Source organism: Kribbella sp. NPDC056951, from assembly GCF_042674205.1.
Lineage (GTDB): Bacteria > Actinomycetota > Actinomycetes > Propionibacteriales > Kribbellaceae > Kribbella > Kribbella yunnanensis.
Window position 1 is genome coordinate 527,914 of sequence record NZ_JBHUQZ010000006.1, and the last position, 20,409, is coordinate 548,322.

Here is a 20,409-nt window from a genome sequence, read left to right on the forward strand (position 1 = left end):
TCCAGCCTACCTGTTGTCAAGGGGTGGTCGCGACGAGACCCGCGTAGATGTCGAGCAGATTCTTCGCGGCCCCGTCCTCGTCCGGCCACTTCGCGGCCAATTCCCGGCCACGCGTCCGCATAGCGTTCGCCGTACCGGGCTCGGCGAGGATCGCCCGGACTCCGTCGGCCAGTCCGTCGGCATCGCCGGGGAACGCCAGTACGGCGCAGTCCTCGACCAGCTCCGGGATACCGCCGACCGCGGTCGCCACGACCGGTACGCCGACCTGCATCGCCTCCTGTACGACGAGCGCCCGCGCCTCCCAGTGCGAGGTGAGCAGGAAGACGTCGGCCGCCCCGAGCAGGTTCGCCACGTCGCTGCGATGTCCGAGCAGGCGCACCGGCAGTTGCTCGGCGTCGATCCGGGCCTGCAGGTTGTCACGCAGCGGACCGTCACCGACCACCACGAAGACCGCGTTCGGCGTCGACTCGTGCACGCGGGCGGCTACGGACAGCAGCGTCGGGTAGTCCTTCTGCGGGGCGAGTCGGCCGACGGTGAGAACCAGCGGCTGGTCAGCCAGGCCGAGTTCCGCCCGGATGTCAGCGGCCGGGACGGTCGGCTTCGACAATGTGGGCGCAGCGACCGGCGCCAGGCGGGCGTCGCGCGCTCCGAGGCTCTTGGCGAGCTCTACAAGGTCGCTGGAGGCTCCTAGCGTCACGTCCGCACCCCTGGCGACCAGACGCTGTCCCAGCCGCATCACGAGGCCCTTGGGGCCCGGAGCGATCACTGCGTTGTGCCAGGTAACGACTAGCGGGCGCAGCTTGGAGCGGTCACGCAGTGCGGTCATCCCAGCGCGGTAGCCGTGCGCGTGGATCACGTCCGAGCCGCGCAGCGCCGGTGCCTGGGTGACGACGGTTGCCGCACCGAAGTCGAAGTGCTCGGCAGTACCGGGCGGTGCGCAGACGACCACCTCGTGCCCGGCTGCGATGAACCGCGGTACCAGGGAAGCGACGTGCTGCCCGATCCCGCCGCGCGACTCTGCGAGCAGCAGACCGATCTTCATGCCACGACCTTTCGAAGGAGCAGCGCGCGGGTGTCCGCACGATCCAGTACGACGGCGATCGCGGCGTACACGATGACGACGGCCAGGCCGGACAGCACGGCGTACAGGACCGCACTGCCCACTCCGGTGTCGCTGGCCGGCAGTGCGACGACCCAGCCTGCTGCACCGGCCAGTACGGCGCCGACTAGCGCAGCCAGCGTGGCACGGGTCAGCCCGGCCAGTGCGCCAGCCCCTGCGTCTCGGCACAGCACCACGAGTAGCGCAACCGCTCCGAGGACCATGCCGATGGACATGGCGGCCGCTAGTGCGGGCACTGCGTCCCACTGCGCTGTCAGGACGACGGCTGACACAGCGACCAGGACCCAGGCAGCTGACGTGACGATCGCGACCTGCCGACCGGAGTGCCGCGCGTAGAGCACTCGGCCGATATGCATGAGTACGGCGAACCCGATGGCGGCTGGGGCGAACGCGATCAGCCCGTTGCCGAGTGAGGTCGCTTTCGCTTCCTGTACGGCGCCGTCGTCGTACGCGAAGATCCGTGCGACCGGTACCGCGGTTCCGACGAGCAGTGCGGCACCAGCACCGCCGGCCAGCATCACCGCGCGGGACGAAGCGGCGGCGTACAGGTCGAACCGCTCCCCTGCCTCGTACGCCGCAGCCAGGCGCGGGAACACCGCAGTGGTGATCGGTACGGCGAGGACCGCGTACGGGAGCAGGTAGACCGCGTTCGCCCAGGTATAGACGGCGATACTGCCCGCAACACCGCGGTGGTTAGCCAGGTACGTCGTGACGACGAAGGTGAGCTGCTGAGCGATCAGCACGGCTAGTCCGGCCAGTGCGAGCTTCCGCAGTACCGGTCCGACACCGGGGTCGAGTCTGAGTGTCAGTCTGATCGGTAGTCGCAGTAGCAGCATCGGAATCAGCACTGTGAACGCCAGTGCAGCAACGCCTGCTGTAGTCCCCCAAGCGAGCAGGTCGTTAGCGCTACCCGACGCCCGATCCGCATCCGGAGCCATGGCCGCGAACACTAGGTAGGTGCCGACCACCACCAGGCTAGACACCAGCGGAGCCCACGCACCCGCCCCAAACTTCTTGTGGGACTGCAGTACGGCGGTGGCGATGACGGCCAGCGCGTACCCGAACACCTGCGGCACGAAGATCATCAGCATCCGAGTAGCAGTCGCCGCCGACCCACCACAGTCCGCACCGGGATCCAGCAACGCGTCCGTGTACTGCCCAGCCAGCAACCACGACAACACCGCAAATGGCGCCAGCAACACAAACGACCACGACAACAACGCGCCGACAATGCGCCCCTGCGCAACCCGATCCCCACGAGCCACCGGCCCAGCCAGCACCGGAATCACCGCACCAGCCAACGCACCACCAGCCACAATCTCAAACAAGATGTTCGGTAACTGGTTAGCCGTCGTATAAGCCTCAGCCAAACACCCCGCACCAACAGTCTTAGAAAAGACAAGCCACCGCCCAAACCCCACAACGCGGGCGAGCACCGTCACCGCCGCAACCAGCAACGCAGCCCGCGCAACGCGTGATCCGACGGAGGGGGTGTTCGCGGGGGAAGTGGTGAGGGGGATGGAGGAGCCGCTCCCAGCCCCCTCCCCCGGGTGACCCGAGGCGTCGTCCGAGCGGCCGCCCCGCCCCTCCCCCGAGCCACCGCTTGAGCGGACCTCCCGGGCGTCGTCCGGGCGGTTGGTGCCCGGGACTTCGTCGTTCACCGGGGGCGTCGGCCCCACTGGTCGATCTTGTCGAGGACGGGGGTGTCGGCGATGACCTTGGTGAAGCTGACTTTTTCGCTGGCCAGGTTGAGGCCTACGACTCCGGCTAGGACTACGGTCTTCAGCCAGCGCGGGAGGGAGGCGGCTAGCGCTGTACCGGTGATGGCGCCTAGGCCGTTGGCTCCGCAGTCGCCGAGCATGGAGCGTTCGCCTAGGTCGGAGGGGGCAGAGGCTACGGCTGCACCGACTACTGCGCCGGCTGGACCGTTGACTACGGCGAGGGGTGCGTTGACTGCGGCAACTGTCTTCAGCGCGCGGCCGGGCCGCAAGTCGAGCAGGTTGGTCAGGTTCGCCGTACCGGCGATCAGAGCGCCGTCAGCGACTACACCGGCGAGTGCCTTCACTCCGGTTGACTTGCGGGGTAGCAGCGCCGCAGCGGCTAGACCGGCGGCACCTACGCCGAGGATCTTGACCGCACCGCTCGTCACCTCACCGCGCTTCAACGCGGACAGGTGTCCGCGGAAGCCCTTGGCCTGCGTGGTTCCGCGCAGGTCGTCGTACGCGCCGACTGCCCCCGACACCGAGCCGGCCAGCAGCGCAGCGGCCTTCACCTTGCCCGGAGTCGACGGTGCGGCGAGCACACCGGCCAGTGCGCCGAGGACGGCGACCGGGCCCTCCAGGAGCGTGACCGGCTCGCCCCGGTGGTTGGTGCGCTCGAACGGCTGCCGGTTCTCCTTCGGCAGCTTCTCGGCGGCCTTCTCCAGTGCAGCAGTCGCAACTGCCGCTACAGCAGCGCTCAGAATTCCCACGTCAGTTGTCCTTCACCTGTACGGCGGCCGGCGCGATGCCGTCCTTCGCGTCGAAGGCACCGTACTGGCCGGCCTTACCGGTCGTCTGCTCGACCAGTGCGAAGACGACGGTCATCTGCCCGGCGGGCAGATCGGCCACGTCCACCGAGGAAACGATCTTGGTCGCGTCGGAGTCACTCCGCAAGGCCTTCAGGAGTCCACCGTCCTTCGCGGTGTCCGGCGTACCGGCCACGACGACACCGCCGCTGCCCTGGTCCAGACCCTCGATGAAGTCCACCGCGTCCGTGTACGACGAGTTGGCCGGCGCGGGCACCGCCGGCTTGCCGGCGACCACCACGATCAGCGTGGCCCGGTCCTTGATCTGCGACGGCTTCAGCGACACCAGCTCGGAGCTGGTCAGACCGCTGAGGATCTTGTTCGCCTCGTCGTCGACCGTGCGCGCCGGGTCCTTGGCCGCGACGCCGCGGGCCAGGATCAGCCCAGCCCGCTGGTACGTCGTGGAGTCCTGCGGGACCGTGATGTCGGCCGTGATCAGCTGCGTGACGAGTGGTTCGACCAGCTGGCGCTGACCGGGGTCGAGCAGCTTGGCGTTCACCGAGACGCGGACGGTGACCTGCGCGCCGGCCTTCTGCAGCTCGTCGTTGACCGAGTTGACCAGGTCGCCGTCGGCGTTCGGCATCGTGACGAGTGCGACCTTGCGGTCGGTCAGCTTGCCGGTGGCCAGCCCGGCCGTCACCTTGGCCTCGTAGTCCTGGTGGTACTTGTTCAGCGCCTTCAGCTGGGTGATCTCGTCGCGCGCGGCGACGAGGTTGGCCCGGTCCACGTTCGCCTGGTTCTGGATCAGGTCGCTGCCGGTGCCCTTCAACGGGCCGGCGCCGAGCACCACCCCGGCGCCCAGGGCGAAGAAGATCGCCACGATCGAGACGATGTGGTAGCGAAAGTCGATCACGTGAACAGCTCCCGGATCCAGTAGACGAAGTCGCTCCAGCGCGCCCGCAGGATCGACCACAGCACTTCGTCGGCGTCGATGGCGACCATCGCCATCCCGAGCGCGAACAGGCCGGCCACGACCAGCGCGATGATCTGGAACGTCGACACCCGGCTGCGGTACAGCCGGCCGACGCCCTTGGCATCCACCAGCTTGGCGCCGACACGCAAGCGGGTGATGAAGGTGCTGGCCATTCCGGAGCGGCCCTTGTCGAGGAACTCCACCAGCGAGTTGTGGGTGCCGACCGCAACGATCAGCTGAGCGCCCTTGGAGTCGGCCAGCAGCATCGCGACGTCCTCGCTGGTACCGGTCGCGGGGAACTCGATCGACTCCACGCCGAGCCGCTCCAGCCGCTCCGATCCCGGCGCCCGGCCGTCGCGGTACGCATGCACGACCACCTCGGCGCCGCTCTTCAGCGTCTCGTCGCTGACCGAGTCCATGTCGCCGACGATCAGGTCGGGCGCGTAACCGTTCTCCACCAAGGCATCCGCGCCACCGTCGACACCGATCAGCACCGGCCGGTACTCACGGATGTACGGCCGCAGCGCGACCAGGTCCTCGCGGTAGTCGTAGCCACGTACGACGATCAGCACGTGCCGGCCGTCCATCGGAGTGTGGATCTCAGGTACGCCGACGCCGTCCAGCAGCAGGTCGCGTTCGCGGCGCAGGTACTCCAACGTGTTGGCGGTGAACGCCTCGAGCTGCGTCGACAACCCCGCCCGGGCATCGTCCATCAACTCGGCCACCGTCTGGCTGTCCTGCGCAACACCCTTCGCGACGACCTCGTCACCGCGGTACAAGGTGCCGTCGTGCAACCGCACGCGCTCACCCTCGTGCAGGACCGAGAACACCTCGCGACCGACACCGTCGACCAGCGGAATCCCGGCCGCGACCAGGATCTCCGGGCCGAGGTTCGGATAGCGGCCACTGATCGAGTCAGCGACATTCACCACCGCGGTGACCTTGCAGTTCACCAGCGCCTCGGCGCTCACCCGATCGAGGTCGACATGATCGATCACCGCGATCTCACCCGGCTTCAGCCGTTTGGTGAGATTCTTGGTACGCCGATCGAGCCGGACCACACCGGTGGATCCGGGCAGTTCAGTCGGGCGTGCTCTCCGCAGGCTGGGCAGTCTCATCGCGCTCTCATCCTGCCACGTCACCAGCCCGGTTCCCGCCCAATACCCCTCCGCCCAGCCGAATCATCCTTTGGAACGACCGCTTGATCGCCTAGCATCGGCCGCGAACCCAGCGGCCAGAAGGCGGAGCTGATGAGACCTGCGCGGTTGCTACTGCTGGTCATTGCGCTTGCGCACCTGGTGATTCCGGTGGTGATGTTCGCGCGCTCGAGCACGTTGCGCGCGGAGGTCGCCGCTCAGCATCCGGACTTCACACCGAGCGAGCTGGATGCCTCGGTGCGGGTTGCGTTGACGTCCGCAAGCGTCTTCCATCTCGTGCTGGCGGTGCTGTGCGTCGTCCTGGCCTGGAAGCTCGAGCGGCGGTGGGCATCCCGGCTGACCGTTGTGTCGCAGGCGTTGTCGATCGTGTTCAGCGTCGTGTCGTGGTCGACGTCCGGGATGTTCCATGCGGTCATCCCGGTCGTCATCGCGCTGCAGCTCGCCGTGATCGCGCTGGTACTGCGATCCCGTCGTACCTAGCGTTTCTTCTTCTTGGGTTTGTTGTGACGTTCTGCCGCCAGGGCGAGTAGCTCCTCGGCGTGTGCCTGGGCGGCATCGGAGTTCTCCAGGCCGGCCATCATCCGCGACAGCTCCTTCAGCCGGGCGTCATCGTCCAGAGCGACCAGACCACTCGTGGTCACCGAACCGTCGTCACTCTTCAGCACGACGGCGTGCCGGTCGGCGAACGCGGCCACCTGCGGCAGGTGGGTCACCACGATGACCTGTGCCTTCTCAGCCAGCCGGGCGAGCCGTTTGCCGACCTCGACCGCAGCGCGACCGCCGATACCGGCATCGATCTCGTCGAAGACCAGCGTCGGTACCTTGTGCGTGTCGGACAGGATCACCTCGAGTGCCAGCATCACGCGGGACAACTCACCACCGGACGCCGACTTCTGCAGCGGACGCGCCGGGCTACCCGGGTTCGCCGCGAAGCAGAACTCGATCTCGTCGATACCGAACGGTCCCGCCGACGTCTCGTGCACCTCGACCGTCAGAGTCGCGTGCGGCATCGCCAGCCCGGTCAGCTCTTCAGACACCAGTACGCCGAGTCGCTGCGCCGCCTCGATCCGGGCCTCCCGCACCTGTCGACCCAGCTCAGCCAGCGCCGCATCCAGCTCAGCCAACTCACCGGTCAGCAGCTCGACGCGCTCATCGCTGCCATCCAGCTCGGCCAGTCGCTCGGCAGACCGCTTGGCCCAGTCGAGCACCTCATCCACAGTGCCCTGCTCGGCGCCGTACTTGCGGATCAGGTTGGTCAGCAGCGCCCGCCGCTCGCTCACCACGGACAGCCGAGCCGGATCGGTGTCCACATCAGCGGCGTACGACGAGAGCTCGCCGGCCAGGTCTGCAGCCAGGTACCCGAGTTCGCCGGCCCGGTCCGCCAGCTCAGCCAACTTGGCGTCGTGCTCGCGTTCGCCGTCCAGCAACTGCTTCGCCAACGCCAGCAAACCCAGTACGTCGCTCGGTCGCGTCGACTCGAGATCCTCGGACGCCAGTGCGTCAGCCGCGTTCGTCGCCGCGGTCCGCAGACCGTCGGCGTACGCGAGCCGCTCCTCCTCGGCCGCCAGCTCGGTGTCCTCACCGGGCAGCGGCTCCGCCTTCGCGACCTCCTCCAGCCCGAACCGCAGCCGGTCCGCCTCGGCGAGCCGATCGCGCTGCCTGGTGGTCAGCTCCGTCAGCTCAGCCTCGACCTCGCGATGCCGCTTGTACGACGTCGAGTACTCCTGCAGTGGCACCAGAACCGGCTTACCGGCAAAGGTATCCAGCGTCTCGCGCTGGCGGGCGGGCTGCAGCAGCCGCCACTGATCGGCCTGTCCGTGAATCGCGACCAGGTCGCCGGAAACCTCACCAAGCACCGACACCGGCACCGATGCGCCGCCAAGGAACGCCCGCGAGCGCCCCTCCGACGACAGCTCGCGCGCGATCAGCAGCTCTTCGTCGTCCAGCTCGCCACCGCGGTCCTCGGCCTGCTGCACGATCGCCTTCGGCACGTTGGTCGCTCGCCCCTCGACGCGCGCCCGCCGCACCCCGTGCCGCACCAGCCCGCTGTCGGCGCGGCCGCCGAGCAGCATGTTCACACCGGTCACGACCATCGTCTTACCGGCACCGGTCTCACCGGTCACGGCGGTGAACCCGGGGTCGAGGTCCAGAGTCGCGTCCTCGATCACACCCAGGCCGATGATGCGGATTTCCGAAAGCATCAGGTCTCCTGTTGACCGTTGGGATTGCGTTTGCGTTCGGCGGCACCACGCCAGCCGAGCACCGGAAGGTCGAACTTGGCCACCAGCCGATCGGTGAACGGCGCCTCGTGCGCCCGGGCCAGCCGGACCGGACGAGCACCGCGCCGGACCACGATCTCAGCACCCGGCGGTACCTCGACCATCCGCCGGCCGTCGCACCACAGCACTCCACGGCCGTTCCACGACGGCACCAGCTCGATCGACAGCCGCGACGAGGGCGCGACCACGATCGGCCGCGAGAACAGCGCGTGCGCACTCACCGGGACCAGCACGATCGCCTCGACCTCGGGCCAGACGATCGGGCCGCCGGCCGAGAACGCGTACGCCGTACTCCCGGTGGGCGTCGCGACCACGACACCGTCGCAGCCCCAACGGGACAGCGGGCGGTCGTCGACCTCGACCAGCACCTCGAGCATCTTCTCGCGAGCGGCCTTCTCGATACTCGCCTCGTTCAGCGCCCAGGTCTCGAAGATCAGCTCGTCGTCGTGGCGGACATCGACGGCCAGCGTCATCCGCTCCTCGACCGTGTAGCTGCGGTCCACGACCACCTGGACGATCCGCTCCAGGTCGTCGACCTCGGCCTCGGCCAGGAAGCCGACATGACCGAGATTGACACCCAGCACCGGCGTACCGTGCGGGCGGGCCAGCTCGGCGCCACGCAGGATCGAACCGTCGCCGCCGAGCACGATGATCAGCTCGACATCGAGCGCGGCCTTGTCGGGGTCGACGGCGATCTCGACCGGGTCGAGGTCGAGGTCGTCGGCCTCGATGGCGAGCAGCCGCACCAGCAGACCGGCATCCGTCAGCAGCCGGTGCGCCTCGCGCGCCACCCCGACCGCCTGCTCACGACCGGTGTGCGTCACCACCAGCACGCGCCGCGGCTCGGCGTCAGCCACTCCTACCTCCCCTACTGCGGTCCACGCTCAATCGCGTCCTGCAGCATCGTCTCATCCAGCGGCGGCGCCGAACGCCGTATCCACAGGAAGTACTCGACATTTCCGGACGGTCCGGGCAGCGGACTGGCCGCCACCCCCGCAATCCCCCAGCCCAGCTGCTGCGCTTTGAGAGCCACTCCCCGTACGGCGTCCGCCCGCAACTCGGGGTCGCGAACCACTCCGCCCTTGCCGAGCCGCTCCTTGCCGACCTCGAACTGCGGTTTCACCATCAGCATCAGCTCACCGTCCGGTTTCACCACTTGGAGAAGCGCGGGGAGCACCAGCGTCAGCGAGATGAAGCTCAGGTCGCTGACCACGAGATCAACCGGTTCACCACCGATCTGCTCGAGCGTGAGCGTCCGGACGTTGGTCCGGTCCAGCACCGTGACCCGCTCGTCGGTCTGCAACGCCCACACCAGTTGCCCGTAGCCGACATCGACCGCGAACACGTGCTGAGCCTCGTTGCGGAGCAGTACGTCGGTGAATCCGCCGGTGGACGCACCCGCGTCGAGCGCGACCCGGCCCTTCACCTGGACCTCGGGGAACGCCTCCAGCGCACCGATCAGCTTGTGCGCACCACGACTCGCATAGCCGGGGTCGTCGGTCTCGGAGGTGTCCACCACGATCGGCGCATCGGTCCCGACACCGGTCGCCGGCTTCGACGCAACCGCGCCGGACACCTTCACCTTGCCGGCCGCGATCAGCTCACTCGCCTGCTCACGCGACCGCGCCAGCCCGCGCCGTACCAGCTCAGCGTCGAGCCGCGCGCGCTTCGCTGCTCCCTTGGCCACTTACCGGCTGTCGCCCTGGTCGGAGTCCGCCTCCACCAGCGCGGTCTGCAGCCGCTCGTGCAGGTCGGCGTACACCTCGGCGTGCTCACCGACCGGCTTCTCCCGCAGATCGTCCAGCCGAGACATCACCTCATCCACCAACGGATGCCCGGAGTCCTCATCGGCGTAATCCGCGGCCGAGTCGTCCACCGGCTCCGCGACGAACGGCTGCTCGTGCTGCTGACCGGGGTCGCGGGCGAACTCCGGCCCGAACTCCACCTCGGCCGGATCCACGGGCGCGTGCTCCACCGGCTCCGCTTCCTGGGACTCCGGCGTTTCCTGGGACTCCTCGCCGTACTCCAGGTTCTGAGAGCCCGGCTCGGCGTCGTAGTCGGGCTCGGCCGGGGGCTCCTCGCCCTGCTCCGGCGTGTAGTCCGGCTCCACGTCGGGGTCGACGTCCGGGGGGAACTGCTCGCCAGGGTGTTCGGTCACGTCAGGCCTTCTTCGCTGCCGTCTTCTTGGCCGGCGCCTTCTTCGCAGGTGCCTTCTTGGCGGGCGCCTTCTTGGCCGCGGCCTTCTTCACCGGCGCCTTCTTGGCGGGAGCCGGCTTGGCAGGAGCGGTCTTCGCGGGAGCCTTCTTCGCCGCCGCAACGGGTGCCGGGGCCGGGACCGCGGCCTGGGCCTCGGCCAGCTCGGTCTCCAGCTGCTGGACGCGCCGGGTCAGCGCCGCGACCTCTTCGGAGCGGACGAACCCGAGCCGCGCGACCGCGCCCTCGACCTCGTTCGTCACGATCGCCGTCAGCAGCTGACGGTTGCTCTTGCTGGTGGCAACGATCTCGTCGGCCAGGTCGCCCACCTTCGTGGTCAGCCCGGACGTCAGCGCATCCGCACCCGTCTGCTGCAGCAATGCCTTCGCCGCCGCTTCGGCCTTCTGCCTGCTGACCTCGGCCAGACCGTTCGCCAGCTGTACGTAGCCGCGCAGTGCGTCCATCACCATGACTGCCTCCTCGCTTCGTTCCAGCAACGGTAGCGCTTCGGGTTCACTTGTCCAGGCCGACCCGGTGGAGCGCACCGTTGATTGCGATCGTGCCGAGAGCCGGTGCGGGCTTCGGCAACGGACGGCGGCTGCTGCGAGTCGCTGACTTGGCAGTCTTGGTGGCCGTCTTCGCTGGTGCGTCGACAGCGGTCCAGACAGCAGACAGGATCGCGCGCAGCCCGTCGTACGGCTCACCTTCGCCCTTGACCGCCACAGCGTTGTTGACGACCTCAGCAGTCCAGCCACCACAGCTGTGCTTGCTGCCGTCAACCGTCACACCAGGCTGCTTCTGTGCCAGTGCGGCCAGGTCAGGCGCGATGTACGTCGGCCGCTGGTCCTTAGGCGCCTGTGCGAGGTCATGTGCGTCGTGGACACCGGTTGCCACCCACAGACTGGCGATTCCGACCGCGTGGGCCCCAGCAATGTCGGAGTCCAGCCGGTCACCGATCATCAACGGCTTCTTCGCGTTGAGCCGCTCAATACTCGTCTCCAGCAACGGAGGCTCCGGCTTGCCGGCCACTACCGGGTCCACCTCGACCGCAGCGCGGACTGCGGCCACCAGCGTGCCGTTCCCCGGCGCCATCCCGGCCGCAGTGGGGATTGTCAGGTCAAGGTTGGTCGCGAACCACTTGGCGCCCTCGTTGATCGCGTGCGCACCATCCGCGAGCATCACCCAGTTCACATCCGGGTGGAAGCCCTGTACGACGGCCACCGGGTGCGCGTCGCTGCTGCGCACCGGCGTCAGCTCGTACTCCTCCAGGGCAGAAATCAGCCCCTCGCCGCCGATGACGAGCACCGGCGAGCCTTTCGGGTACTGCGACGCGATCAGCTTCGCTGCGGCCTGTGCGGACGTCACCACGTCGTCGGCGATCACATCCAGCCCGAACGACGCCAGGTGCTCGGCCACGATTCTGGCCGGCCGGCTGGCGTTGTTGGTGATGTAGCCGATCCGCATGCCTTCCTTGGCCGCCTTGCGCAGGTGCTCGGGCGCATCCGGTACCGGGTCCGGGCCGACGTACACGACGCCGTCCAGGTCCAGCAGGGCGACGTCGTACCGGCTCGCGAGCGGTTCATCACACTCCGACAGCGGCGCGGGCGCTTCGCGATGCGGGCTCATGAGCGCGCCCGTACGATGCGGCTCATGCGGGATTCGAGGGCGAGCGTGCTGCGACTGGACCCGTTACGGGCCTGGCGGTTCGTGGCGGGCATGGTGAGCGGCCTGGGCGCGGTCACCTCACCGCCGTACGACGTGCTGGAACCCGCGCTGGTCCGGCGGCTGACTGCGTCTGATCTGCACAACATGGTGAGGCTCATCCTTCCACGCGACCCCAACCTCGGTCCGAGCCGGTACGACGAGCCTGCCGAGCGGCTGGCCGGGTGGCAGGCCGCCGGAGTGGTTATCCAGGACCCGCGGCCCGCGCTGTACGTGTACGAGCAGCGCCTGGGCGACGCCGTACTGTGCGGTCTGGTCGGTGCGCTGGCCCTGGATCCGCAGCGCCGCGTGGTGCTTCCCCACGAGAACGTGATGCCGCACTGGGTCGACGACCGCCTCGAACTGATGGAAGCCACCGATGCGGACCTGGAGCCCATCCTGCTCGCGTACGGCGACGGTGGCGCGGCCAGCGACGCAGTGGACGCCGCCCGGACCGGAGTGCCGTGGGTGGAGGCCGAAACCGAGAACGGCGCCGAACACCGCATCTGGCGGATCGAAGACCCCGAAACGCTCGCAGTGATCGCCACCGAGATCGCCAAGCACGAGGCGCTGATCGCCGACGGCCACCACCGCTACGCGGCGTACCTGGAGCGCAACCGCCGTGAACCGGACCGATCCAGTACGTCGGTCGGCCTGGCGATGCTGGTCGACTACAACCGGCATCCGCTGACCCTGGACCCGATTCACCGCGTGGTGCCCGGCCTGACGCTGGAGATGGTGCAGTCCCGGACTCCGGCCGGCTGGAACGTCCTGCCTGGCCGCTCGGAGCAGCTCCCCGTCCACCACCTCGTGGTGACAGACGGCACGGACTGGCTCACGATCCGCCCGGCCAACGGACTGACCGTCCCCGTCGTCTCATCCCTCCACGAGCACCTCCTCCCCGCCTGGGGCGCTCCGGTCGACGACATCACCTTCCACCACACCTGGGCTGACGCATTGGCCCTGGCCAGCCCTTCACAGGCAGCCATCGAGCTCACCGCTCCACACCTGGACCAGGTACTCGGCTCGGCGATCCAGGGCGTCGTACTGCCCCAGAAGGCGACCTCGTTCGGCCCGAAGCCGCGCGTCGGGCTGCTGTTCAGGATGCTCTAGCGTCAACCTCACTACGCGTCGGCGCGGTCGCAGGCCCGCTACGAGTCACCGCGATCGCTGCGGCGATGTTGGCCCGCCGGGCAGCCTCCAGTACGTCGGTGCCGCGGAGGAGCTCCGCAGCAAACCAACCGCAGTGCGCGTCACCAGCACCGTTGGTGTCCAGCACGTCCACCGAGATGCTCGGCACCGCCTGCACTGTGCCGTTCTGGGCCACGACACAGCCGCCTGCCCCGATCCGCACCACAACCACGGCTTGCGGCGGCACTCTGGTGGCCAGCTCCCGCGCTGCGTCCAGGGGGTCGGAGAGGCCAGTCAGTAGCTGGGCCTCGCGGTCGTTGCAGCTCAACACCGCACTGCGGGCCAGCGTGCGGGTCCAGACATCGGGATCGATGTCAGCGACCAGGGGTCCGGGGTCGACGAGCAGAGTTCCACCCCGCATCGCCAGCACCTGCCCGGCTTTCTCCGGGACCACCAGGCTGTAGCCGGAGACGTATCCGATGTCAGATGCGTCCAGATCAGGGAGTGGGTCGCCAACAGCGGTCTCGGCTCCGCTACCGGTGACGAACGTGCGCTCCCCAGTGTTGTCGAGCAGCACCACGCAGACGCCGGTGTCGATCGAAGTGGTGATCGGCTGGGCGACTTTCACTCCCTCAGCAGCGAGTTCGGCGCGCACCCCGCTCGCCGCGGGGTCCAGTGCCATGTCCACCTGCGTAGACGACGGTCGCACCAGCCCGGGCTGCGGCTGCCATCACGTTGAAGCCACCACCGACGTACTCGACCGTGGAGAGCGCCAGCATGTCACCGCCGACTGGCGGTAGCGCAGGTACCTGCATGACGAGGTCAATCAGGACCTGTCCCGTGTGCACAAGCCGCCCAGTCATTCACCCACCTCCAGCGGTACGCCCGGCACCGGACGAGCACCACCGAGTGCGGCGTACGCCCCGGCTCCGACGACGAACGTGATCACCCACGCCAGCCCGTTCTCGCCGAACCAGGTGTCAGCGAGCGGTCCGGTGAACCATGGATCCGACGCCGGCCCCACAGTCGCGAACAGGTAGCCGACCACGATCGCCAGCGCCCAAGCCCCAAACGCGCTCCAGGCAACGCCACCGCGGTACCAGTAAGCGCTGGTACGACGGGTGTCCAGCAGAGCGTCCGGGTCGTAGTGCCGGCGTCGCAGCATGTCCACGGCGAACACACCGACCCACGCAGTGATCGGTACCGCCAGTGCACTGATGAAGGCGATGAACGGACCGTAGAACCCGTCGGCGATGAGCAGGAAGTAGATCGCGCCGGCAAAGGTGACTGTCACGTCGACAACCACTGCGTACACGCGGCGCACCCGCACTCCAAGAGTCAGCGTGGTGAGTCCAGCGGAGTAGACCGAGAGGTGATTGGACAGCAGCAGTCCACCGAACGCTGCGATCAGGTACGGAACAGCCATCCAGCTCGGGAGCATCGCGCGGATCGCGGCAACTGGGTCGCCCGCATCGGCCAGCGTGGGGTCGCCTGCGGCGAGCAGACTGCCCAGCGAGATCAGCAGTACCAGCGGGATCCCCGCACCGGCCGCAGCCGACAGCACCAGCGACCCGCCGCGCACGGCCGAAGCCTGGTAGCGGGACATGTCGGCCGATGCGTTCGCCCAGCCGATACCCGTACCTGCTGCGATCACACCGATCCCAGCCACAACCACACCGACAGGTGCCGGCGAGGCAGCTCCAACAGCCGACCAGTCGACGGTCGCCACCAGGAAGCCGCCGACCAGAATGTTGAGCGCCCCGAACACCCAGGTCGCCCACCGCTGCACGGCCACCAGGAAGGCGTGACCGAGTCCGGCGACCAGCACGGTCAGCAGCTCAAAGACCGCGATGGCGACGATCGTGAGTACCGGATGGTCCTTCGCCGCCGGGCTGGTGCCGAACAGGATCGTGGCCAGCGACAGCAGCGCGAACGCTGCGGTCGTGGTGTTCACGGTCTCCCAGCCCAGCCGGGACAACAGCGAGACGAGTGTCGGCCCAATGTTGCCGCGGGCACCGAACGTCGCGCGGGACAACGTGAGACCGGGTGCACCACCACGACGCCCGGCGATCGAGATCGCACCGACGATCGCGAACGAGCCGACCGAGCCGACGACCGCTGCGATGACGGCCTGCCAGACCGTCATCCCCATCGCGACCAGCGTCGCGCCCAAAGGCAGACCGAGGATGGAGATGTTGGCGGCGAACCACACCCAGAACAGCTGGCCCGGCCGTCCGGTGCGCTCGGCGACCGGGACCGGTTCGATACCTCTGTTTTCCAGCGTGGACTCGCGGGATTCTGTTGCCTGGCTTGCAGTATCGGTGGCCATGGCGGCCTCCTTCAGTTGGTGGAACGCAGCGCGAGCAGCCCGTCGACAGCGGCGTCGAGGTCGAGCCGATTGACCTGGCGGACCTCTTCGAGCAGGTCGGCCGGCAGTCCGGACATGCCGTGATGTGCACCCAGTACGGCGCCACAGATCGCGGCAATGGTGTCGGTATCGCCACCGAGTGACGCGGCCGTCGTGAGCGCGGCGCGGACGTCGTTGCCGAGCACCTCAACCAGCGCGAACGCGGCGATCACGGATTCGTTGGCAGCGACCGACGTACCGACGACTTCGTCGAGGGCCGGGACGAGTTCGGCGGGAGTGAGGTCGTGGACCCAGCCACGGACCCAGCGCAGCCGTGCGGCGATGCTGCCGCCGGCAACCCAGTGCCCGCGCTGACCACCAGTTGTTGCAGCTTCCTCGGCCGCAGCAACAGCCTCGGGCAGCGCGGCCCCGGCGACGCCGGCCGAGACAGCCGCAGCCACTGCGGCGGCTGCTCCGATCCCGAGACCGGTGTTGTGCGTGACGCGGCACGACTCGACCACCGCATCCAGCAAGCTGTCTCCGGCAAAGGCGATGCCGACCGGTGCGACCCGCATGGCGGCGCCATTCGTCGTACCGTCTCGGCCGGTCTGCTCTGCGGGCTCACCTGCGGCCAGGCGGTCCAGTGCGCGCTTGGTGGAGGGTCCGAGCAGGTCCAGGGAGCCGCGGCGGATCATGTCCTGTTCCCAGGACTGCAGGGCCTCGGCAAACCCATGCGGGTCCAGCTTGCCGTCACCCTCGACCAGAAGCCGTGCCAGCAGCAGCGCCTGCTCGGTGTCGTCAGTGACCGTCCCGGCCGGCATGTCCGGCGCAATGGGCTGGTCCGCAGCGCCAGGCAGCAGTCGGTCGACCACGCCGTACCGCTGTGCGATGTCGGCGCGGGACAGCGACTGCGTGGGCATCCCCAGCGCATCACCGATCGCCAGCCCGTACAGGGCGCCGAGCGCGCGGTCGCGGGTGCTCATCGGGCCGCCGGAAAGCTCAGGTGGAACCGGAACCGCTGGGGATCGAGCCAACTGACGACGTACTCGACCAGGTCGCCGTTCTGGTCGCGAGTGACTCGGATAGCGCGCAGGAACAGCTCACCGGGCGTTCGCTCGAGCAGAGCGGCGTCAGCGGCGTCCAGCGGTTCGACCGAGATCCACTGCTCGCCGCCAACGCCTTGGCGGCCGGCTGCGCGCAGAGTCGCGGTGATCGAGTCGTCGACCAGTCCGGTCGTGGGCAGGTCGGCCAGCGCTCCGACAGCCGGTAGCGCCGAGACCTCGATCGAGACCGGCTGACTGCCTGCGCGGCGCAGTCGCCGTACCGTGACGACCGGACCGTACTGCTCCTCGACCGCCGGATCCCCACCGGCCGCGATACCCAGCAGCTCGGTGCCGACATCGGCGCCACCCTCGGCCAGCGCGCGAGCCCAACCGATCTGCTGGTCGAGCTCCTTGCCGTCGAACGTGACGAACGAACCGACCCCGGTCTCGGTGGTGATCAGCTCCCGCCGCTGCAACTCGGCCAGCGCACTGCGGACCGTGCCGCGGGAGACCTGGTAGCGGGTCGCGAGCTGGTTCTCGCCCGGCAGCCGCTCACCATGGCCGAGCCGCCCGGTCCGGATCTCCGTGGCAATCTCCGCGACCAGCTGGGATCGCTTCGAACGACCTACCTGTTCAGACATGTACATACATGTACAACCAGGCGGTCAGCCTGTCAAGAGCGGTGGTACAGGCTGAGGAACTCCGCACGCAGCGGTTTACGGGCTGCCCGGTGCCGCTCGACGAGCCGTCCGAGCGTGAAGGCCCGCTCCGGCCCGGCGTCCGTCACAAGCGCAGTCAGCGCATCCGCAGCCGCACAGTGGTCCTGATGCTGCCCGAGCAGCTCCTGGTACCGAGCAGCCTGTACGGCGGTCGCCTTGGCCTCGTCACCGAGCACAGTCGCGCAGGTGTTGGCGGCGTACCGGACTCGCTTCGCCAGCAACCGCACCTCGTGCCAGTCGTCATCCTGTGTCCACGGCTCCAGCTTGTCGGCCTCACGCGCGAACAGTCGCACCGCGCCGTCCAGCAGCTGGGGCAGAGCCTCGCCGCAGGGTGTCTCGGCCTTCGGTGAGAGCTCGGGTGCAGTCGCAGTCGTCTCCAGCGTCCGCAGGAGCGTGGCGGTCCCCTCTCCGAGCACCACCTCCGCTGACCGCGCCGCTGCCTGCTCCAAGCCGGCTGTCAGCGTGCTGAGGATGTATTCGACGTGCTCGGGGTCGTCCTCACCGTGCGCGGTCTCCTTCACCAGGGCCGCGATCACCTCGAGGTCCCGAGCTTCTCCGCACGCCTGCGCCAACGCGGCCAGATCCGCCCGCAGAGCGCCGGCCCACTCTCCCGCAAGCATCTTCCGGAACAGCTTCAGATCGCTCCGCAGCCGCCGGCAGGAAACCCGCACTTGATGGATGGCGTCGTCGTCACCTTTCTCCACCATCCGCACAGCCTTCTGCAGTCGCCGCGCCCCCTTGGTGACCGCATTCCCCACCAACAGCCCAACAGGATCGTCCGCCAGCGGCCTCACACTCGCATCCATCACCCGATTCTCCCCTAAACGCACAGAAGCCGCCGGGGATCCCGGCGGCTTCTTCAGTGCGACTTCGTTCTACTGCTCGGACTTCTCCGGCTTCTCCTCGGCGTCATCCTCTTCGGACTCGTCTGGGTCGCTGAAGTCGTCTTCGTCGTCCACCTCGTCGACCTCGACGACAGTCGCGGCGTCGTCGGTCTCCTTGGCCTCTTCGATCTCGTCGTCCTCGTCCTCGAGGTCGTCGTCGAGGTCGGTGAACTCGAGGCCTTCCAGCTCGGCAGCGCGCTCAGCGGCTCCGGTCGAGCCGTCGGCGTCGGCGCCGGCAGCACGGTGGAACCAGACCAGCGCCTCTTCGGTGCGGTCCGCAGCGGCCAGCGCGTCGGCGTACGCGTAACGCAGGCGCGGCAACCAGTCCGCCCGGGTGCGCTTGGTCAGCTCCGGTACTTCGAGCACCTGGATCGCGGCCGCGGTCTGGCCCATGTCCCGCCGCGCACCGGCCGTCACGATCAACAGCTCGATCTGCGTCGGCTCGGACAGATCCCGAACGTGCTTGTCCTGCGCGAGCGCCAGCGCCTTCTCCGGCCGTCCGAGCGCACGCTCGCAGTCGGCCATCATCGCCAGCACTTCGTGGTTCCCAGTCATCCGCCGTACGGCGCGGAACTCGGTCAGCGCCTCGTCGTAGTGCTCAGCCAGGTACGCCGTGATCGCGACCGCCTCGCGGACACCGCCCAGCCGTGCGGCAAGCCGCCGAGCCGTCCGAGCGTGCAGGTACGCAAGCTCCGGCTCGTCGTCCAGGAACCGCCCGGACGCCACGAGGTGCTGTGCGACGAGGTCCGCCAGGCTGCGCGGCAACGAGCGCAGCTCGGCCTTCACTCCGCGATCCAGCTCCGCACCGGTGATGCCCTCAGGAATCACCGGGTCGTCGCGCCGCGGACCAACCTTCTCTTCGTCATCCCGCCGCGGTCCCCCACGACGGTCGTCCCGTCCACCGCGCGCACCACGCGAGTCCCGATCATCCCGCTTGAACGCGCCACGCTCACCCCGAGCCGGCCCAGCACCACGAGCACCACCCCGTACGCCGCCCCGGTCATCCCGAGCCGACCGCTGATCCCGCCGACCCTCACCCCGCTCATCCCGCCGGAACCCACCACCCCGCTCATCCCGAGCCGGCCGAGCACCCCGGTCATCCCGAGCAGGCCGGTCGTCACGGTTGTACCCGCCCCGGTCATCCCGAGCCGGCCGCGTACCGCGGTCATCGCGAGCAGGCCGCGCATCCCGGTTGAACCCACCGCGGTCGTCGCGGTTGTAGCCGCCGGTGGAACGGTCATCACGCCGGAAGCCGCCGCGGTCATCACGAGCCGGGCGGTCATCGCGGTTGTACCCACCACGCTCGTCGCGTGCCGGACGCTCGTCGCGACGGAAACCGCCGCGGTCGTCGCGTGCAGGTCCACCGGTACGCCGAGCGGGTCCACGGTCGTCGCGGTTGTAGCCACCGCGGTCATCCCGCGCCGGACGGTCGCCACCACGGAAACCACCGCGGTCGCCGCCGGAGCGATCGTCGCGGTTGTAACCGCCACCACTGGGACGGCCAGCTCCACCGCGGTCTCCACCAGTGGATCGGTTGTCTCTGTTGTACCGACCGCGGTCGCCGCCACCAGAGCGGTCGTCGCGGTTGTAACCGCCGCGGTCGCCGCCTGTGGAACGGTCGTCGCGACGGTAGCCGCCGGAGCGGTTGTCGCGGGAGTCGCCGCCGCGGTCGTCACGACCGGCGAGCTGACCACCGAAGGGATCCCGGCGACCCTTGTCGTCACCACGGGAGCCGGCGAACCCACGCCGGTTCTCGGTGCGGTCGTCCCGGTTCCCACCACTGCGCGGAGCGCCGGTCCGCGGGCTGTCGCCACGACTCGAGGCGCCACGACTCGAGCCATCTCGGAAGGCACCTGAGCTTCGCTGTCCACCACCAGAGCCCGAACCACCGCCAGAGCCACCTGACCCCGAACGGTTGCCGCCGTACCCCGACCCACCACCGGAACCGGAGCCGGACCGCTTACCGCTGTAGCCGGCACCACCGGATTCGGGACGTCCCCCACCGCTACGGCCGGAACGTCCGCTGTTCCCGGAGGAACCGCGTCGGTCCCCCGAGCCGGACCGGGGATTGCGAGGTGGCGTCGCCACTGTGACTCCTAACGATGCTGTAGTGCGGGGTAACCGCACAAACCTACCGCCCCGGGCCCCGGACACCCGCATCGAGCGGCCCGGAGACCACCCAGCGAGCATCGCCCAAGGATCGGGCGCAGAGAACGGCGCGGCGAGAAAATGTCCCGGACATATGTTAAGGGCCACCCCTCGCGGGGTGGCCCTTAACAGTGTGAAAGTCCGGCGGCGTCCTACTCTCCCACGACCTCCCGGTCGCAGTACCATCGGCGCTGAAGGGCTTAACTTC

At 68.7% G+C, this 20,409-nt stretch carries 21 protein-coding genes; 2 read left to right on the forward strand and 19 right to left on the reverse strand.

What is annotated here, in order from left to right; all coding sequences use genetic code 11:
* Positions 1 to 16: 16 nt before the first annotated feature.
* The 5 genes from ACFTSF_RS25780 to steA all read right to left on the reverse strand — a co-directional run bounded on the left by ACFTSF_RS25780 (position 17) and on the right by steA (position 5,717).
* Positions 17 to 1,042 (reverse strand): glycosyltransferase family 4 protein, encoded by a 1,026-nt coding sequence (locus ACFTSF_RS25780; protein ID WP_380156236.1) that lies wholly within the window; start codon positions 1,040 to 1,042, stop codon positions 17 to 19.
* Positions 1,039 to 2,562: a murein biosynthesis integral membrane protein MurJ gene (murJ, locus tag ACFTSF_RS25785; RefSeq protein WP_380156289.1), complete on the reverse strand. Its 1,524-nt coding sequence runs from the start codon at positions 2,560 to 2,562 to the stop codon at positions 1,039 to 1,041. Before murJ ends, ACFTSF_RS25780 begins: the two co-directional genes overlap by 4 nt.
* Positions 2,563 to 2,777: 215 nt before the next feature.
* Positions 2,778 to 3,590 (reverse strand): hypothetical protein, encoded by an 813-nt coding sequence (locus ACFTSF_RS25790; RefSeq protein WP_380156238.1) that lies wholly within the window; start codon positions 3,588 to 3,590, stop codon positions 2,778 to 2,780.
* 1 nt (position 3,591) lies between these two features.
* On the reverse strand, positions 3,592 to 4,539 hold the full coding sequence (locus ACFTSF_RS25795) for a copper transporter (RefSeq protein WP_344154429.1): 948 nt from the start codon (positions 4,537 to 4,539) through the stop codon (positions 3,592 to 3,594).
* Positions 4,536 to 5,717, reverse strand: a complete 1,182-nt coding sequence (gene steA, locus ACFTSF_RS25800) for a putative cytokinetic ring protein SteA (protein ID WP_380156240.1) — start codon at positions 5,715 to 5,717, stop codon at positions 4,536 to 4,538. Before steA ends, ACFTSF_RS25795 begins: the two co-directional genes overlap by 4 nt.
* A 132-nt stretch (positions 5,718 to 5,849) precedes the next feature.
* On the opposite strand from steA, the gene ACFTSF_RS25805 reads away from it, so the two are divergent.
* The gene (locus ACFTSF_RS25805; RefSeq protein WP_380156242.1) at positions 5,850 to 6,236 is read left to right on the forward strand and encodes a hypothetical protein; all 387 of its coding nucleotides are present in this window, start codon (positions 5,850 to 5,852) and stop codon (positions 6,234 to 6,236) included.
* Here the strand turns inward: ACFTSF_RS25805 and recN are convergent.
* The 6 genes from recN to ACFTSF_RS25835 are packed head-to-tail and all read right to left on the reverse strand — an operon-like array spanning position 6,233 to position 11,854.
* Positions 6,233 to 7,957, reverse strand: a complete 1,725-nt coding sequence (recN, locus tag ACFTSF_RS25810; RefSeq protein ID WP_380156244.1) for a DNA repair protein RecN — start codon at positions 7,955 to 7,957, stop codon at positions 6,233 to 6,235. The genes ACFTSF_RS25805 and recN overlap by 4 nt on opposite strands.
* Positions 7,957 to 8,892 carry an NAD kinase gene (locus ACFTSF_RS25815; protein WP_380156246.1) on the reverse strand — a complete coding sequence of 312 codons (936 nt, stop codon included), beginning with the start codon at positions 8,890 to 8,892 and terminating at the stop codon, positions 7,957 to 7,959. Before ACFTSF_RS25815 ends, recN begins: the two co-directional genes overlap by 1 nt.
* A gap of 11 nt (positions 8,893 to 8,903) precedes the next feature.
* The gene (locus ACFTSF_RS25820) at positions 8,904 to 9,722 is read right to left on the reverse strand and encodes a TlyA family RNA methyltransferase (protein WP_380156248.1); all 819 of its coding nucleotides are present in this window, start codon (positions 9,720 to 9,722) and stop codon (positions 8,904 to 8,906) included.
* Complete coding sequence (locus ACFTSF_RS25825; protein WP_380156250.1) at positions 9,723 to 10,193, reverse strand: hypothetical protein; 471 nt, start codon at positions 10,191 to 10,193, stop codon at positions 9,723 to 9,725.
* A gap of 1 nt (position 10,194) precedes the next feature.
* On the reverse strand, positions 10,195 to 10,698 hold the full coding sequence (locus tag ACFTSF_RS25830; RefSeq protein WP_380156252.1) for a polyhydroxyalkanoate synthesis protein PhaF: 504 nt from the start codon (positions 10,696 to 10,698) through the stop codon (positions 10,195 to 10,197).
* 43 nt (positions 10,699 to 10,741) lie between these two features.
* On the reverse strand, positions 10,742 to 11,854 hold the full coding sequence (locus ACFTSF_RS25835; protein WP_344154406.1) for an HAD-IIA family hydrolase: 1,113 nt from the start codon (positions 11,852 to 11,854) through the stop codon (positions 10,742 to 10,744).
* A gap of 24 nt (positions 11,855 to 11,878) precedes the next feature.
* Here ACFTSF_RS25835 and ACFTSF_RS25840 point away from each other — a divergent pair, with 24 nt between their 5' ends.
* Entirely contained in the window at positions 11,879 to 13,042 is a 1,164-nt protein-coding gene (locus tag ACFTSF_RS25840; RefSeq protein WP_380156254.1) for a DUF1015 domain-containing protein, read from the forward strand.
* Here ACFTSF_RS25840 and ACFTSF_RS25845 read toward each other — a convergent pair.
* The 8 genes from ACFTSF_RS25845 to ACFTSF_RS25880 all read right to left on the reverse strand — a co-directional run bounded on the left by ACFTSF_RS25845 (position 13,029) and on the right by ACFTSF_RS25880 (position 19,777).
* Positions 13,029 to 13,742: a carbohydrate kinase family protein gene (locus tag ACFTSF_RS25845; protein WP_380156256.1), complete on the reverse strand. Its 714-nt coding sequence runs from the start codon at positions 13,740 to 13,742 to the stop codon at positions 13,029 to 13,031. The two genes, ACFTSF_RS25840 and ACFTSF_RS25845, sit on opposite strands and share 14 nt — an antisense overlap.
* Positions 13,693 to 13,923 carry a hypothetical protein gene (locus ACFTSF_RS25850; RefSeq protein ID WP_380156258.1) on the reverse strand — a complete coding sequence of 77 codons (231 nt, stop codon included), beginning with the start codon at positions 13,921 to 13,923 and terminating at the stop codon, positions 13,693 to 13,695. Before ACFTSF_RS25850 ends, ACFTSF_RS25845 begins: the two co-directional genes overlap by 50 nt.
* On the reverse strand, positions 13,920 to 15,389 hold the full coding sequence (locus tag ACFTSF_RS25855) for a purine-cytosine permease family protein (protein WP_380156260.1): 1,470 nt from the start codon (positions 15,387 to 15,389) through the stop codon (positions 13,920 to 13,922). The genes ACFTSF_RS25850 and ACFTSF_RS25855 overlap by 4 nt, the downstream gene beginning before the upstream one ends.
* 11 nt (positions 15,390 to 15,400) lie before the next feature.
* On the reverse strand, positions 15,401 to 16,390 hold the full coding sequence (locus ACFTSF_RS25860) for an ADP-ribosylglycohydrolase family protein (RefSeq protein ID WP_380156262.1): 990 nt from the start codon (positions 16,388 to 16,390) through the stop codon (positions 15,401 to 15,403).
* Positions 16,387 to 17,091 carry a GntR family transcriptional regulator gene (locus ACFTSF_RS25865; RefSeq protein WP_380156264.1) on the reverse strand — a complete coding sequence of 235 codons (705 nt, stop codon included), beginning with the start codon at positions 17,089 to 17,091 and terminating at the stop codon, positions 16,387 to 16,389. Before ACFTSF_RS25865 ends, ACFTSF_RS25860 begins: the two co-directional genes overlap by 4 nt.
* A gap of 32 nt (positions 17,092 to 17,123) precedes the next feature.
* Complete coding sequence (locus ACFTSF_RS25870; RefSeq protein ID WP_380156266.1) at positions 17,124 to 17,975, reverse strand: CHAD domain-containing protein; 852 nt, start codon at positions 17,973 to 17,975, stop codon at positions 17,124 to 17,126.
* A 69-nt stretch (positions 17,976 to 18,044) separates the two neighbouring features.
* Complete coding sequence (locus ACFTSF_RS25875) at positions 18,045 to 18,881, reverse strand: hypothetical protein (RefSeq protein ID WP_380156268.1); 837 nt, start codon at positions 18,879 to 18,881, stop codon at positions 18,045 to 18,047.
* Positions 18,878 to 19,777, reverse strand: coding sequence for a hypothetical protein (locus ACFTSF_RS25880; protein ID WP_380156270.1), 900 nt, complete (start codon positions 19,775 to 19,777; stop codon positions 18,878 to 18,880). The genes ACFTSF_RS25875 and ACFTSF_RS25880 overlap by 4 nt, the downstream gene beginning before the upstream one ends.
* Between the last annotated feature and the right edge of the window lie 632 nt (positions 19,778 to 20,409).